Annotated in this window: 13 protein-coding genes and 1 riboswitch; of the genes, 7 read left to right on the forward strand and 6 right to left on the reverse strand. The window is 45.6% G+C overall.

What is annotated here, in order from left to right:
• Position 1: 1 nt before the first annotated feature.
• Positions 2-2,125 carry a lytic transglycosylase domain-containing protein gene (locus tag NW199_RS04460; protein ID WP_258333749.1) on the reverse strand — a complete coding sequence of 708 codons (2,124 nt, stop codon included), beginning with the start codon at positions 2,123-2,125 and terminating at the stop codon, positions 2-4.
• A gap of 35 nt (positions 2,126-2,160) precedes the next feature.
• Between NW199_RS04460 and NW199_RS04465 the strand changes: the two genes are divergently transcribed.
• Complete coding sequence (locus tag NW199_RS04465) at positions 2,161-2,721, forward strand: 5-formyltetrahydrofolate cyclo-ligase (RefSeq protein ID WP_258333750.1); 561 nt, start codon at positions 2,161-2,163, stop codon at positions 2,719-2,721.
• Between the two features lie 8 nt (positions 2,722-2,729).
• Here NW199_RS04465 and ahcY read toward each other — a convergent pair whose 3' ends face one another.
• Positions 2,730-4,124, reverse strand: a complete 1,395-nt coding sequence (ahcY, locus tag NW199_RS04470) for an adenosylhomocysteinase (RefSeq protein WP_249091605.1) — start codon at positions 4,122-4,124, stop codon at positions 2,730-2,732.
• 29 nt (positions 4,125-4,153) lie between these two features.
• Positions 4,154-4,231, reverse strand: a riboswitch (S-adenosyl-L-homocysteine riboswitch).
• Positions 4,232-4,272: 41 nt separating this feature from the next.
• Positions 4,273-5,646 carry a tryptophan--tRNA ligase gene (locus NW199_RS04475; RefSeq protein WP_258333751.1) on the reverse strand — a complete coding sequence of 458 codons (1,374 nt, stop codon included), beginning with the start codon at positions 5,644-5,646 and terminating at the stop codon, positions 4,273-4,275.
• A gap of 154 nt (positions 5,647-5,800) precedes the next feature.
• Here NW199_RS04475 and NW199_RS04480 point away from each other — a divergent pair, with 154 nt between their 5' ends.
• A complete protein-coding gene (locus NW199_RS04480; RefSeq protein WP_258333752.1) occupies positions 5,801-6,454 on the forward strand; it encodes a nitroreductase family protein in 654 nt (217 codons plus the stop codon).
• A gap of 56 nt (positions 6,455-6,510) precedes the next feature.
• Here NW199_RS04480 and metK read toward each other — a convergent pair whose 3' ends face one another.
• Positions 6,511-7,683 (reverse strand): methionine adenosyltransferase, encoded by a 1,173-nt coding sequence (gene metK / locus NW199_RS04485; RefSeq protein WP_258333753.1) that lies wholly within the window; start codon positions 7,681-7,683, stop codon positions 6,511-6,513.
• A gap of 145 nt (positions 7,684-7,828) precedes the next feature.
• Here metK and NW199_RS04490 point away from each other — a divergent pair, with 145 nt between their 5' ends.
• The 5 genes from NW199_RS04490 (at position 7,829) to dksA (ending at position 12,523) form a co-directional block, all read left to right on the forward strand.
• Positions 7,829-8,734, forward strand: coding sequence for a lysophospholipid acyltransferase family protein (locus NW199_RS04490; RefSeq protein WP_258333821.1), 906 nt, complete (start codon positions 7,829-7,831; stop codon positions 8,732-8,734).
• 9 nt (positions 8,735-8,743) lie between these two features.
• A complete protein-coding gene (locus tag NW199_RS04495) occupies positions 8,744-9,640 on the forward strand; it encodes a lysophospholipid acyltransferase family protein (RefSeq protein WP_258333754.1) in 897 nt (298 codons plus the stop codon).
• Between the two features lie 10 nt (positions 9,641-9,650).
• Positions 9,651-10,856: a class I SAM-dependent rRNA methyltransferase gene (locus tag NW199_RS04500; protein ID WP_258333755.1), complete on the forward strand. Its 1,206-nt coding sequence runs from the start codon at positions 9,651-9,653 to the stop codon at positions 10,854-10,856.
• A gap of 48 nt (positions 10,857-10,904) precedes the next feature.
• Entirely contained in the window at positions 10,905-11,909 is a 1,005-nt protein-coding gene (locus NW199_RS04505; RefSeq protein ID WP_022473498.1) for a CobW family GTP-binding protein, read from the forward strand.
• 191 nt (positions 11,910-12,100) lie between these two features.
• On the forward strand, positions 12,101-12,523 hold the full coding sequence (gene dksA, locus NW199_RS04510) for an RNA polymerase-binding protein DksA (RefSeq protein WP_022473499.1): 423 nt from the start codon (positions 12,101-12,103) through the stop codon (positions 12,521-12,523).
• A gap of 73 nt (positions 12,524-12,596) precedes the next feature.
• Here the strand turns inward: dksA and sppA are convergent, their stop codons facing one another.
• Together sppA and NW199_RS04520 are read right to left on the reverse strand one after the other, a co-directional pair.
• A complete protein-coding gene (gene sppA / locus NW199_RS04515; RefSeq protein ID WP_258333756.1) occupies positions 12,597-14,402 on the reverse strand; it encodes a signal peptide peptidase SppA in 1,806 nt (601 codons plus the stop codon).
• 26 nt (positions 14,403-14,428) lie between these two features.
• Positions 14,429-15,184 (reverse strand): pyrimidine 5'-nucleotidase, encoded by a 756-nt coding sequence (locus NW199_RS04520; RefSeq protein WP_258333757.1) that lies wholly within the window; start codon positions 15,182-15,184, stop codon positions 14,429-14,431.
• Positions 15,185-15,215 lie beyond the last annotated feature (31 nt).

The raw sequence follows: 15,215 nt of genomic DNA on the forward strand, positions 1-15,215 counted from the left end.
ACTAAATTTTTTCTTCAGTGGTAGTGTCTGCCTTGGGATCTATTTCACCAAGCCATCGTCTAAATGAGGTGATTTTTTGATCTTGTTCATAGGCGTATTCAACCGTATTGGCCAGTACATTTTGCACGTAGTGGCGTGTTTCCGTAAAGGGGATGGTTTCGATAAAGATGGCCCCTTCGGAGACTTGCGGTAAAGATTGTTGCCAGCGGCTGGCTCGATTGGGCCCCGCATTGTATCCGGCTGTAGCAAGAATAAGCTTATTGTCCAAGCGATTTAGCAAAGAACGAAGGTACGAAGTTCCAAAATAGATGTTGGTTTCAATCTCGTAAATTTTTTCAGGCTTGAAGTCCTCGATTTCCAATTGTTTGGAGATCCATTTTGCTGTAGCGGGCATGATTTGCATCAGGCCGTTGGCGCCGACATTGGATTTGGCCGCAGCGATAAAGCGAGATTCTTGACGCATGAGCCCGTATACCCAGTTATCATCAATTTCGGCTTTTTCCGCGAATTCCTCGATTTCATCTTCAAAGGGGCGAGGGTAAAGCAACTCGTGTTCGAGCGGATAATGCTCTGCGACTTTAATGGCGGTATTAATAGCGCGGTGCAAAAGAGAATGCTTTTCAGCCCATTGTGCGGCAGCCAATAGTTCTGGAGCGTTCATTGTACGGATTCCCCATTGCCACTCTCTATTTCCTTCGACAAAAAGTCCTATGTCATAAAAGTATTTTGCTCTCTGCAGGCTGGGATTTTTACCCATGGAATCGATTGCTTCAGGTGTAGCCTCAACCGTTTTGTTGCCTGAGTAGTAAAAGGATTGCCCCAGTGCTTCTGAAGCCAATTTACCGTAAAAGGTTCTCTTGGTAGAAATGCTTTGCCAATATTGTGGAGCCTGTTCCGGGTGACCGATTTCAACTAACGCGCGTCCTCGCCAATAGGCCCAATTTTCTTGTTTGGCCATATTGGCCGGCATGTTTGCAATAAAGTGATTGAGTTTTTTCCAGTCCCTAATTCTCAGTGCCGCTCTGGCTTGCCATTGAATGCAGTCACTGGGCAACGCACTGTATGGACCTGAACAAACGGATTGTCCGCCTTTGGCGTACCACTGAAGTGCGTTTGGGTTGTGATTGATGGCTCCCACGTAGCCTAATCGTCCCCATAAAGCGCTTTTTTCTGCCTTATTGAGCTTACCGTTTAGGGAATTGGCTACGCGAACTGACTGATCGATGTCAACGGATGTTAGACGATAGGCGGCAATCAGCCGAACATGTTTGTTTTGAGTAGCCAATTTGTTACGGTAGGTTCGATACCATTTGGCGGGGCTATTAAACGCTAATCGCGAAGCTCGTGCCGGCAGACGTTTTTTCTGAATAAGTGTGTTTAAAACACTTCTTGCCTCTGAGATTCGGCCTTGCTGGATTAGGATTACGAGACGTGTAAAAGCGGTAGAAGGAACTTTCTTAATTAAGGCACTTGAAACCTTTCGGCAAATATTATTGCCCTTGTATTGGGGAGCGTTGATAATTGAAAGCGCTTCATTAGCCAAATTTTTCGAAATAGTTTTTCTGCTTGAAATGGTGTGATACAGATCCCAACAGACAATATTGGGGTCGGATTTGTTCCATAGCAATTGCTTGCGCTCGGAATTAAATGTTTTCCATTGGTTGTGCTCGTTCCAATAAGAGGCCATGACCAGTAACCAATCGGTTCTAAGCCACTCGGCAATGTAGTCATTTTTGTGTTTGATGAGGAAATTTTGAATCTCGTTTTGGGTGTTTAGGTCCTTTGGCTGCTGTTGAGCTTGAGACAATAAAAACCATGCCTGAACATAGTCAATAAGGGGAAACTCTTCGTCAAAATACTGTGTTGGATTTTTAAAAAGATGAATTTTTTGTTTTTCAAAAGCTTCACGGAAAAAAAGAAACTTTTCCGAGTCGTTAGCTTCTTGTAAAAACGAAATAAGTTCAACGTTATTTTCCGGTTTTGGTGACTTTAAAATTTTTGCACTGTCAATGGAATCAACCGTTTGGGCAAGAACTGCTGATTGGCACACAAAAAGACTGCCCAATAAAAATATTGAGTGTCGGATGACTGTCAGGTAACGGGTCAAAATTGTTTTAAACTGCATAAACGATACTTTAATCAAAAACGAACTGATCAGTCATGTTTGAAAAATCTTTTTTCAGAAAAGAGTGTCTAAGAAAGCGTCGTGACATGGATTTAAGGGATGAAACTGAGAAAATCAGCGTTTATCTTTACTCTTTTTTCAAACAAAACCGTTACGACTGTGTAGGGCTATACTATCCAATTAAGAATGAAATTGATATCCGGTCGGTTCTGCTTGAGTTGCAAAGTGAAGGCGCGATTAAAACATTGGCCCTCCCCAGGATTTTAAATAATGACATGACCTTTGCATCTTGGCGGTTTGGTCAAAGTTTATCTCCGGATCAATACGGAATCCCTGCCCCTTTAGCCTCTGAGGTTCTTTGTCCTCAGTGTTTGTTAATTCCTTGTGTTGCTGTCGACCTCGATGGGTACAGATTGGGATACGGTGGGGGATGGTACGATCGGATGCTCAGCAGTCAGCATTTTGAATTAACCATAGGGGTTGTGCCGGCTTCCTTTATTTGTAAGACTTTTGTGCACGAAACCCATGACAGAGCGTTATCCGGTTGGGTATGTGAAAACGGCTTCACGTGGGTGGTGAAGCCGTCTTGCAGATAGAGAGCTAGTTAGTAGCGGTATGCATCGCTCTTATAAGGACCTTCCTTCGGAACGCCGATATAGGCGGCTTGTTCATCGGTCAGCTCAGACAATTGAGCATTGAAGTTTTTAAGCTGCAGACGAGCCACTTTTTCATCCAAAATCTTCGGCAAAACATAAACGCCCACCGGATATTTATCTGTGTTGGTAAAGAGCTCAATTTGAGCCAACGTTTGATTGGCAAAAGAGCTCGACATCACATAACTCGGGTGACCTGTGGCGCAACCTAGGTTCACGAGGCGGCCTTCTGCTAACAAAATAATCTTGTTGCCGGAGGGCAGAACAATGTGATCAACTTGGGGTTTGATATTTTCCCACTTGTATTGGCGCATACTGGCGACATCAATTTCGCTGTCAAAGTGTCCGATATTACAAACGATGGCTTCGTTTTTCATTCGAATCATGTGATCGTGCGTGATCACGTTGATATTGCCGGTGGCTGTTACGAAAATATCGGCCTTATCGGCAGCCCAATCCATCGTTACAACACGATAACCTTCCATGGCCGCTTGGAGCGCACAGATGGGATCAACTTCAACGACCCAAACTTGGGCAGCCAGTGCGCGAAGTGCTTGAGCACAACCCTTGCCCACATCGCCGTAGCCGACGACGACCGCCACTTTGCCGGCGATCATGACGTCTGTTGCACGCTTAATGCCATCAACGAGTGATTCACGGCAACCGTAGAGGTTGTCGAACTTGGATTTCGTAACAGAATCATTGACGTTCATAGCGGGGAAACGCAACGTGCCTTTGGCAGCCATTTGATACAAACGGTGCACGCCGGTGGTCGTTTCTTCGCTCACACCTTTAATGTGGACAATACGTTTGGAATACCAATGCGGATCTTCTTTTAGATGGCGATCGATAGCGGCAAAAAGAGCGGTTTCTTCATCACTCTTCGGATGTTCAATGACAGAATGATCCTCTTCTGCTTGAGCGCCTAGATGCAAAAGCAATGTGGCATCACCACCATCGTCTAAAATCATATTGGAGTAACCGCCGTCATCCCATTCCATGATCTTATGGGTGTATTCCCAATAATCGTTTACGCTCTCACCTTTAACGGCAAAAACAGGAACGCCATCGGCTGCAATAGCGGCGGCTGCATGATCTTGAGTTGAGAAAATGTTGCAACTGGCCCAACGAACTTGAGCACCCAATGCCACCAGTGTTTCAATTAAAACGGCGGTTTGGATCGTCATGTGAAGGGAACCGGAAATGCGCGCTCCTTTTAAGGGTTGGGCGGCTGCATATTCTTCACGAATAGCCATCAATCCGGGCATTTCCGTTTCAGCGATTTGAATTTCTTTTCTGCCCCAGTCGGCCAAGCCGATGTCGGCAATAATGTAAGGCGTACTCATCAAAAAGTCTCCAACTTTAAAGTATTTACGTTGTGTGAGCGCCGTTAGGATTTGTCTCAAGCCTGGGAGCTATCAGTGCTGATAGTCTCGCAACGCTCCTTGAGAAAAACAATAGAGAAAGCCTTTTAAAGGCTTTCTCCCTTAATTGTTACTGTGCATTCTTTTTTTGTTTTTCTTCTTCAGCGGATCGAATGGCACATAAAGCGCTTTGAATTTCTTCACGGCTTACACCAGGACAAAGCTGCACGCACTTTACCGTAACGCTTTCACCATCCTTGATAACCGCGATGACAGAAGAGTCATCACAAAGACCAGAGCATTTCAAAGAGGCAACCACGCGACCGCAGTCTTTACCGCTATCGAAAGCGATACTCTGCAAAAGTTCTTTACCCGAGGCACTCGTCAGCTTAAAGTAGAACTTGCCGTCTTTCTCACGATATTGTTTAAAAACAGGTAAAGAAACTTTTTTCTTTTCGGTGGTTTTACGTTGCATTTCACCAAAATGAGCAAAATTTCTGAGTCCGACGGCTTGCCGAACCTTCTGCATAAAGGGAACGGCAATTTCACGGGCTTTACGAGCACCTTCTTGCAAAATGGCTTCGATTTGTTCCGGATGCTTCATTAGCTCTTCATATTTGGTACGCATCGGACCAATTTCGGATTCTATTTTTTCAAAAAGTTCTTGCTTGGCCTCGCCCCACCCGAGACCTGCTTTAAGGCGTGAGCAGAATTTTTCGTATTCTTCAGGCGTGGAGAAAGCTTCATAGATGGCGGTCAAGGATGTTGACGTCGGGTCCTTCGGCTCGCCAGGAAGTTTTGAGTCTGTTTTAATTCCAGCAATAGCTTCTTTCAACGCTTTACTGCCGCCTTCAAAGAGAGGAATAACGTTGTTATAGCTCTTACTCATCTTCCGACCGTCAAGCCCAGGGAGTACTTCGTGCGTTTCATCTACGACAGCTTCCGGCATCACGAAGAAGGGGTGATCTTCTGTGGCATACAGATAATTGAAGCGCGTTGCAACGTCACGAGCCATTTCCAAGTGTTGGATTTGGTCTTTGCCGACGGGAACCTTGTGAGCATTGAACATCAAAATATCGGCTGCCATCAAAATGGGGTAGCTGTAAAGTCCCATGGAAATACCGGCGTCAGGGTCTTCTGCATTTTCTACATTGGCTTCCAATGCAGCTTTGTATGCATGAGCTCGGTTCATTTGACCTTTGGACGTAACACAGGTGAGCATCCAACTCAGTTGCGGGATTTCAGGAATGTCACTTTGGCGATAAAAAATGACGTGTGAAGGATCCAAACCAGCGGCCAACCAAGTCGCTGCAATCTGAAGGCGGGAGCGTTCAATTCGATCCGGATCTTGGCACTTGATGAGCGCGTGCAGGTCTGCCATGAAGAAAAAGCTTTGAACGTCCTTATTGTGGCTAGCTTGAATGGCCGGACGTATAGCACCGACGTAGTTGCCGATGTGTAACGTGCCGGTCGTATTGATTCCTGTTAATACTCGAGTGGTCATTTTTATCCCAAATACAGAGAAATTTAAAATCTCTAGATTGTATGGCTCTGTTTGGCAAAGGTCAAAAGCCATCAGTAAGCAAAAGAAAAAAGAGTTCCCAAAACGTTTAACGAAAGTTAAACTGAAATCAGTACGCTATTGGGAGGACTGAACAATGTCAATGGAAAACAAAATGCTCCAAATCGCTCAGGAGCGCTACACGACAAAACATTACAGTGGGAAAAAAATTCCACGGGAACAATTCAATGAATTGTTAGAAATCCTACGCTTAGCTCCTTCATCGGTGAATGCTCAATCCTGGAAATTTATTGTTGCCAGCAGTAAAGAAGCTAAGGATAGGATTATGGAGGGCTTTTTAGACTTTAACCAGGAAAGAATAGCGAAGGCCAGCGACATTATTGTTTTCGCTGTTCCTGAAAAAGTTTCAGAAGAGCACTTGCAAAAGGTACTTAATAAAGAGATTGCCGATGGTCGTTATGCAAAAGAGTCTGTAATTGAGGGCTTGGATGCAGGGCGCCGGCATTTTGTAGGGCTGCACAGTCATTCTGTCTCAGATACTTTAGCTTGGGAAACGGCTCAAGCCTATATTGCCTTGGGATTTATTCTTTTTGCCTCTGCCGGTATGGGAATTGATTCGACAGCTTTGGAAGGGGCTGATTTTGATAAGCTTGATGAGATATTAGGTTTACGCAAACGCGGTCTGAGAAGTGTTGTGGCGGTAAGTCTTGGGTATAGAGCTGAAGATGACAGCAATGCCAAACGACCCAAATCACGTTTAAGTAAAGAAGACCTATTCGAAGAGATTTAAAAAATTGCCTCAATCTGTTATCGGATTGAGGCAATTTTCAGCAATGCACTAAGTGATTAGAAGGCATCGGCCTTTAAGAGTTCGGCTTTGTCTGTACGTTCCCAGGTAAATTCGGGTTCTTCTCGACCGAAGTGACCATAGGCGGCCGTCTTGGAATAGATAGGACGAAGCAAATCCAACATTTGGATAATGCCGCGCGGACGCAAATCAAAGTGACGGCGAACCAATTCAGCGATCTTATCATCAGCGATCTTACCGGTGCCGAAAGTACGCACTGTGACGTTGATCGGTTGAGCAACGCCGATAGCGTAAGAGACCTGAACCTGGCAGCGGGAAGCTAAACCGGCGGCAACAATATTCTTGGCTACATAACGGCAGGCGTAAGCTGCAGAGCGGTCAACCTTGGAAGGATCTTTGCCGGAGAAAGCGCCGCCGCCATGCGGGCAGGCACCGCCGTATGTATCCACAATAATCTTTCGACCGGTTAAGCCGCAGTCGCCTTGAGGACCGCCTACGACAAAGCGTCCCGTCGGGTTGATTAAAAAGCGAGTGTTTTTAAGCCACTCTTGAGGCAGAACAGGCTTAATAATGTGTTCGATAACGGCTTCGATGAATTCGGGCTTCATTTTGTTGCCGTCGCTCATACGAGGATGATGCTGGGTGGACAAAACGACGGTGTCAATCGCAACAGGTTTGCCGTTTTCATAGCGAAGCGTTACTTGGCTCTTTGCATCCGGGCGCAAGAAGTCAAGTGTGCCGTTGCGGCGGACGATAGATTGTTGTTGAACCAAGCGATGAGCGTAGTAAATGGCTGCAGGCATCAAAGTCGGCGTTTCATCGCAGGCATAACCGAACATTAAGCCTTGGTCTCCGGCGCCTTGTTCAAGGTAATCGTCGCTTGCACGATCAACACCTTGAGCAATGTCGTTGGATTGTTTGTCGTAACCGACTAAAACTGAGCAACCCTTGTGATCAATGCCGTATTCCGAGTTGTCATAGCCAATGCGTTTTAATGTTTCACGAGCAATGTCGATATAGTCCACATTAGCTTGAGTGGTAATTTCACCGGCCAAAACGACTAAGCCGGTGTTGCAAAGCGTCTCAGCTGCTACACGGCTATAAGGGTCTTGAGCCAAAATGGCATCAAGAATGGCATCGGAAATTTGGTCTGCAACCTTATCCGGATGGCCTTCAGAGACCGATTCGGAAGTAAATAAATAAGAATCCATGGTGCTACATTCCTTTTGAAGTGAGATCCTGTGGAACGAGCGTCCACCGCGGAAAGATCCGGAATGCGGCTGACGCTTTAGCGGTATTTGTTACGCCCCGCAAGTTGTCCTTAACTCGGCGTGATCCGATATGCTACTCTCGCTGATGGAAAAATCAAGTCTGTTTCCCGAAAAGTTTGGCAAAATCCTTCTCATGGAATTCTTAATTTATTTAATCTCACGTTTGCCCCTTAACTTTTTACGTTCTGTCGGGCGGTTGGTCGGTACGCTTATTTATCGGTTTGATAGCGCTTACCGAGAGGAAATTCGCCGTAATCTGTCAAGAGCCGGGATTTATTCTCCCGAAATGGCTCGAGTTGTGGCACGTGAACAGGGCGCTCAGGCTGTAGAAGCGCCTTGGGTGTGGGGGAGAAGCCGTCAAGAGGTCCTTGCTAAATGCACAATAGATGATGAATCTATTCCACTTTTAGAGGAAGCACTGGGAAGCGGGCGTCCTATTGTCTTTTTGACTCCTCATATTGGTTGCTACGAAGTAGGACCCATGATGATTGCCGAGCGCTGGCTTAAAGGCACAGATCGTCAGTTCGCAATTCTTTATCGAGTTCCTAGGAAAAGCTACTTGCGCAATATTGTTGGACAGGGGCGCGTCTCGGAAAATATTGTCCCCGCTAGCGCAGATCTCAAGGGTGTTCGTCAAATTCTTAGAATCATGAAATCTGGGGGAATTGCCGGTGTATTGCCCGACCAGGTGCCTTCTCACGGCGAAGGCGTCTGGGTTCCATTATTTGGTGAAAAGGCTTATACCATGACTTTTCCTTTGAAGTTGGCAAAACAGTTCAAAGCACAAGTGATCATGGCGAGGATGCAAAGAGAGAGCGAAGGTTGGAGTATGCACGTTGAAAATTGGGATTATTCTCTCACCGGAGATGAAAAGCAGGATGCTACAGCGATGAATTGTTTGATTGAAAAGACGATATTGTCTTGTCCAGAACAGTATTTATGGTCATATAAGCGTTATAAATGTCCCCGTGGAGTCCAACGTGAACAATAAGAGAGAAGAATGCAGCCGATTTTGAATTTTTTCACTCACATTTGGTTAGCCGTCGTTGATATGATGGCCAATTGGTCACCTTCTTCCAGAGCTAAGGCTGCAAGGGTTGTGGCTTGGCTTTTTTGGCATGTTGTGCCTAAGCGAAGAAAGGTGGCATTGACCAATCTGAAATTGTGTTTTCCGGATTGGAGTGAAAGTAAACGGGAACAGGTCGCTAAGCAATGTTTTTTCAGATTGGCCAGAGCAGCTTTGGATCATAGCGTTTTGTGGAAAGGAAGTGCCGAGCAGGTTCGGCAATTTGTTCGCTTTGATGATGGTGTCATTGAAAGAATTACGAATACAGAAAATCGTCCTTTAATCGTAATCGCCCCGCATTTTGCTGGACTTGATGCGAGCGGGATTGCTCTTAACCTTTACGTTAGAGGTGTTTCCTTATATCAGCGTCAGACCAATCCTGTTTGGGATAAGGCGGCTTTTGACGGTAGAAAACGTTTCAGTGATCCTATTTTGATTGCCAAGGGAACTCATCACGATTTGCGTCCGATTATTCGCGCGATGCGAGATGGTTTCCCGTTTTACTACTTGCCGGATATGGATCACGGCAAGCGAAATAGCATTTTTGTTCCTTTTTTCGGTATTCCTGCGGCCACGCTTCCGATGGCTTCAAGATTGGCCAAGCTTACTAAGGCTAAGGTCATCATGCTTGTGGCTGAAATGACAGAAACTGGCTATCAGGTACATTCAACAGATCTTTGGGAAAACTTTCCGACGGACGATTATGAAGCCGATACGTTGAGAGTGACACAAGTACTGCAAGAGTGGATTAGAAAATATCCGGACCAGTACATGTGGACTCATAGGCGCTTTAAAACTCGCCCTGAGGGAGAGGCTTCTTTATATCAATAACGAGATTGAAATGACGGATTTAATTTTAAAAAAGGGAAAGGAGCGTTCGCTTTTGCGTCGTCATCCGTGGGTTTACGATACTGCGGTTCAAAAGTTAACGGGAAAAGCGGTTAGTGGAGACACGGTTCGAGTCTGTTCCTATGATGGGCGTTTTTTAGCTTGGGCCGCGTATTCTAAAGATTCCACTCTGAGAGCTCGTTGCTGGTCATTTGACGAAAGCGAGCAGATTGATGCTTTGTGGATAGAGACGAAAATAAAAAAAGCGTTGATCGCAAGACAATCCCTTTTTGCAAGAACAAGCGCGGTGCGGGTGATATTTGGAGAGGCAGATCAATTGCCGGGATTGGTCGTTGACCGTTACGGAGATTGGTTTGTGACGCAATTCCAAGCGGCAGGCGTTGAGGCATTTCGAGATGTTATTGCTGATGTCTTGATGAGTGTTCCGGGAATAAAGGGAATTTTTGATCGCTCTGATGCTGCCACCCGACACAGAGAGGGATTGGCTGAACGAGTAGAACTTCTACGTGGACAAGAACCACCTCAAGAAATTGAAGTGGTTGAAGACGGCGTCCGATATGGTGTTGACGTTCGGAAAGGGCACAAGACAGGTTTTTATATTGATCAACGAGAAAATCGTTTTTTGGCCCAGCGCTTGGCTCATGAGTTTAAAGCTCGTACGGGGCGAGGCATGAGGGCTTTGAACTGTTTCTGCTACACCGGTGGTTTTTCGCTTGCATTATTGGCTGGAGGAGCCGATGAAGTGATATCAGTGGATTCTTCTGCGGAGGCACTCGCGATGGCTGCTCGTAATGCTGCTCGAAATGGTTTCGATGACAGCAAAGCAAAGTGGGTACAGGCCGATGTATTTGAATATCTGAGAAAGGCTCGCGAGGCTGGTGAAACGTTTGATTTAGTTATTCTTGATCCACCGAAGTTCGCATCAAGTCATAGGCATATTGATCGTGCCGCCAGAGCCTACAAGGACATTAACCTCAATGGACTTCGGTTAGTTACGCCCGGGGGAGACTTGTTGACGTTTTCCTGTTCTGGAGCAATGGACGTGGATTTATTCCAGAAAGTCATTGCTGGAGCGGTTATCGATTCAAAACGCGAAGCCTGGATGATTGCCAGACTGGGGGCAGGAGCGGATCACCCCTTAATGATGACTTGTCCTGAAGGCGAATATTTGAAAGGACTACAATTAACGCTTCGTTAATTAAGCGACCGAAAAGCCGCACTTTGAAAAATGAGTTAGAGGCTGAAAATGGATGTAATGGATATGGTTCCTCAAATTCCGGTGACAATTCTCACGGGTTTTCTTGGGGCGGGTAAAACAACATTGTTGAACCGTATTTTGCGTGAAGATCATGGGCACAAGATTGCTGTGATTGAAAACGAATTCGGTGAGGAAGATGTTGACAGTACGCTGCTAGTGCAAACGGATAAAGAACAAATTGTTCAGATGAGTAACGGTTGTATCTGCTGCACAATCAGAGGCGATTTATCTCGGGTTTTAACAAATCTTCGTCACCGTCGGGATAAAGGGGAAATTGCATTCGACCGTGTGATTATTGAAACAACGGGGGTGGCCAACCCAGGTCCTGTTGCTCAAACATTCTTTATGGATGATGCGGTTGCTGCGTTTTACCGTTTGGACGGGGTTGTTACGGTTGTGGATGCCAAGCACGGTAACGACACCTTGGATAAGGAGTTAGAAGCTCAGGCTCAGGTCGGATTTGCCGATAGGATATTTTTGACAAAGACTGATTTGGTGACTCCCGAAGAGACAAAAGCGATCAGAGCCAGACTTCGTGCGATGAACCCGCGGGCTCCGATTAAAGAAGCTCACATGGGTGAAGTGGCTATCAGTGACGTTTTGGATATTGAGGGATTTAATCTCAATACGGTATTGGATATTGATCCGGAATTCTTAACGGACACCGGTCACCATCATCACCATGGTGACGAAATTGGCTCGTTTGTCTTTACTTCATACACTGCTTTTGATCCGTTCCGTCTGGAGCGTTTTTGGGGAACCATTACACAGGTGTATGGTCCTGATCTTTTGCGCTACAAGGGAGTTCTTTATCTAGAGGGGACTGATCACAAAATGATCACCCAAGGGGTTCATATGCTAGTAGCGGCAGACTTGGGTCCCAAATGGGCTGCTGATGAAAAGCCGATGAGCAAAATTGTTTTCATCGGACGAAATCTACCGGAGCAAGCCATTATTACGGGTTTGGAAACGTGTCTAGTTGATGCTCCGTAGGTTTATGAAAAATTTGACAAATTATCAGAATTAAGACACAATTTGCCCTCCTTCTTGGAGGGCGTTTTATTGCCCAGACTTTTGAGTTTTAACAACAAGTTTTGGGTCATAATTTCGTTTATACTCCGAAGAGTTTTTTGATGTAACAAAGACGGTGCTGGGTGAAAGTTCAGTACTGCGATTGAAGATATATGGCCACGAAAAAGAAGTTGTTGACAGAGCAAGAATTGCTCGCGATGTCCGAAGATGATTACATGAATGATCGTCAATTGGCGTTCTTCCGTCATCGTTTGGAGGAAATGGAAAAAGAATTGCGCAGCAATGCCGGTCAGACGACTGAACATTTACGGGAAACGACAGTCGTGCCCGATCCCGCAGATCGAGCAACAATTGAAGAAGAGCATGCTTTGGAATTACGTACACGAGATCGTGAACGCAAGCTCTTAAAGAAAGTCCAAGCAGCTATTCAGCGAATTGATAATGGTGAATACGGTTGGTGTGAAGAAACCGGTGAACCGATCGGTGTAGCCCGTTTGTTGGCTCGTCCGACGGCGACGCTTTCCTTGGAAGCTCAAATGCGTCGAGAAATTCGCCAAAAAATGTACGGCGATTGATATTTAAAGTCGACTTTATCGTCTAAGTCTTTAGCTATTAAAAATCGCGGGCGTTTTGCGCCCGCGTTTTCTATTACTGAAGGGGCTGTAGCAAACTATGCACGAAAATTAGCTGGGAGCGTCCTTCAGCTTTTTGTAGCAAAGAGTGTCCTTGCTTCAGTTCCTTTTGAACGGATTCAGGTACACCAACCAATCCCAAAGGATTGAACCAATCTCCAAAATTTTCACGAATCATTGATCCAAAATCGGGCTTGGAGTCAATTAAATAAACGGCGCCAGCATTAGTATCCATTTTCGCTAATGAGCGCGCTAAGGAAAGAGCATCCCCGAAGTTTCCGATTTGATCCACTAATTGACGAGATTGAGCCTGTGTTCCGGTCCACACTCGTCCTTGTGCAACCGATTGCACGTATTGAGTGGACAATTTTCTTGATTGAGCAACAACGTTGATGAAATTGGAATAAGTTCTTGCCACCGACTGAGTCAAAATACTTTCCATACGAGGATCCATCGGTTGACTTAGCCGTTCAGCATTAGCTAGCCATGTGGTTGTCACCGCTGCTTGGCCGATTTTTGCCAGTTGCAAAGTGCGCTCAAAAGTAGGTGCCAGCCCAAAAACACCGATTGATCCGGTTACCGTGGCCTCAGAGGCCAACACACGAGAGCCTCCCATGCTGATCCAATAGCCACCCGATGCGGCCATATCCCCCATGCTTACGACAACAGGTTTAACAGCTTTGGTTCTTTCCAGAGCGTGTCGAATCAGTTCACTGGCTACAGCGGAACCTCCCGGAGAATTGACTCGCAAGACAAGTGCCTTAATGTTTTTATTCTCTCTGGCCCGATCAATAAGTTTAACCAGTGACTCCGCCCCCATGACGCCGGCTTGTGATTCGCCTTCCTGAATTTCTCCCTCGGCAATGACAACGGCAATTTCACCGCTTTGGGTGTTGAGCCGAGCGGCATAATCGGCGTAACTGACAAGATTAGCTTCCCCTTTTTGCTTCGGTCCCAGTTTATTTTCGATGGTTTTGATCATTTGATCGAAGGTCTGCGTGCCGTCGATGAGATTGGCATTTAATGCCGTCGTCGCTAAATCACCGTTAGCATTTTGCAGTCTTGTCGGTAGTGTTTCAATGTACTGTGTTATTGAACCGGGCATCAGACCCCGAGAATTTTCAATCTCTCTTGCAAGCGTTTTCCAGGCATCATCAAGCCAAAAGCGCTCGCTTTCGATCCATTCTTTGGAAGGTTTGTTGGCAATGAAACTTTCAGGGAAACTCTTGTAAGCGCCAGCCTTGAATACGTGAACATTCACTCCCAGCGCTTTTAAAAGATCACCATAGTACAGACGATTGGAGGCGAGGCCTTTTACAAAAACTTCTCCCATCGGGTGCATATAGATTTCATTGGCGTGGGCAGCAATAGCGTATTGTGCTTGTGAAAAGTTGGTTCCCCAAGCCCAGATTGGTTTACCGCTTACCTTGTAGCGATCCAAAGCTTTACCAATTTCAATAGTGGAGGCTAATCCCACTTTATCCAGACCATCAAGCTTTAATAACACACCGGAAACTAAAGGATCTTTTGCCGCCTTATCAATCGTGGCCAATAATTCGTGCAGAGACACGGACGAATTGGCCGGAGCCAGTGCTAGCGGCAACGCAGCTTCATTGGTTGGCGACTCTTTCACTGTTCCTTGCAAATCCAACAGTAAGATTGAATTAGGTTGAATTTGCGGGGTGTGGAAAAAGGAAAAAAGTCCTGCGACAAGAACAACAATGACAATCAGCTCCAAAACATAGAGCAGGGTTTTGTTGAAATATTTCAGGCAAGTAGCAACGAAGTGAAAAGCTTTGCCAATCCAGCGAAAGATAAACAAAATAACCTCGAATAATAGAGTGATGGCTAATTATAGGGATTCAAAAAAATTGGTCGCCTATGTTTTTGCTTTTTAGGTGTTGGTGAAACCAAGATTTTTTTGATATCACGAATATGAGAGATAAAGGCATCAACATAAGGAATAGGTCGAATGACTTCGAGTCCATGATGATGCCAACCTTTGCAAAGAACCGTTTGAATTCCTACGGTTTTCGCGACTTTAAGATTGTTCAGATTATCGTCTACTAGGCAGCACTCATGAGGTTTTACATGGTGGCAAGCCAATACATTTTTGAGCATTTTCGCAGAGGGTTTGGGACGCCAGTGTCCAAAGACTTTCATGTCTTCGGCTCGGTATTGATCGACGAAACAACTACTTAAATTAAGCCGTTCTAACACTTGATCAACAAAAGAGTTAGGGGCGTTGGTAAAGAGGATTCGTTGCCCCTTTAAAGACATAATGGCTTCGCGCATTCTGCCTTGAGTGTGAATGCTTGAGGTATCAACTTTATGTGTTGCAGTCAAAAAATCGTGGGGATCAATTCCATGATGCAACCAAAGGCCGTAGTAGGTTACTCCGTATTTTCGCCAATAATACTTTCGCAACTCGTTGGCTTGTTCCGATGTTAGTCCGAGTCTTTCAACAATGTAGGCATCCATCAGAACATGGATGTCATGAAACATACCGGCAGAGGCTGAGTAGAGGGTGTCGTCCATGTCCAGAAGCCAAAGTTTCGGCTTTGTGATCTTTCCACCGGAGGGACAAAACTTGAATATGCTCATCGTCGAAAAGAGCGCCTGTTGGCGCTCTGTT

The sequence above is a fragment of the Parasutterella secunda genome (assembly GCF_024733725.1).
In the GTDB taxonomy this organism is placed as follows: domain Bacteria; phylum Pseudomonadota; class Gammaproteobacteria; order Burkholderiales; family Burkholderiaceae_F; genus Aphodousia; species Aphodousia faecalis.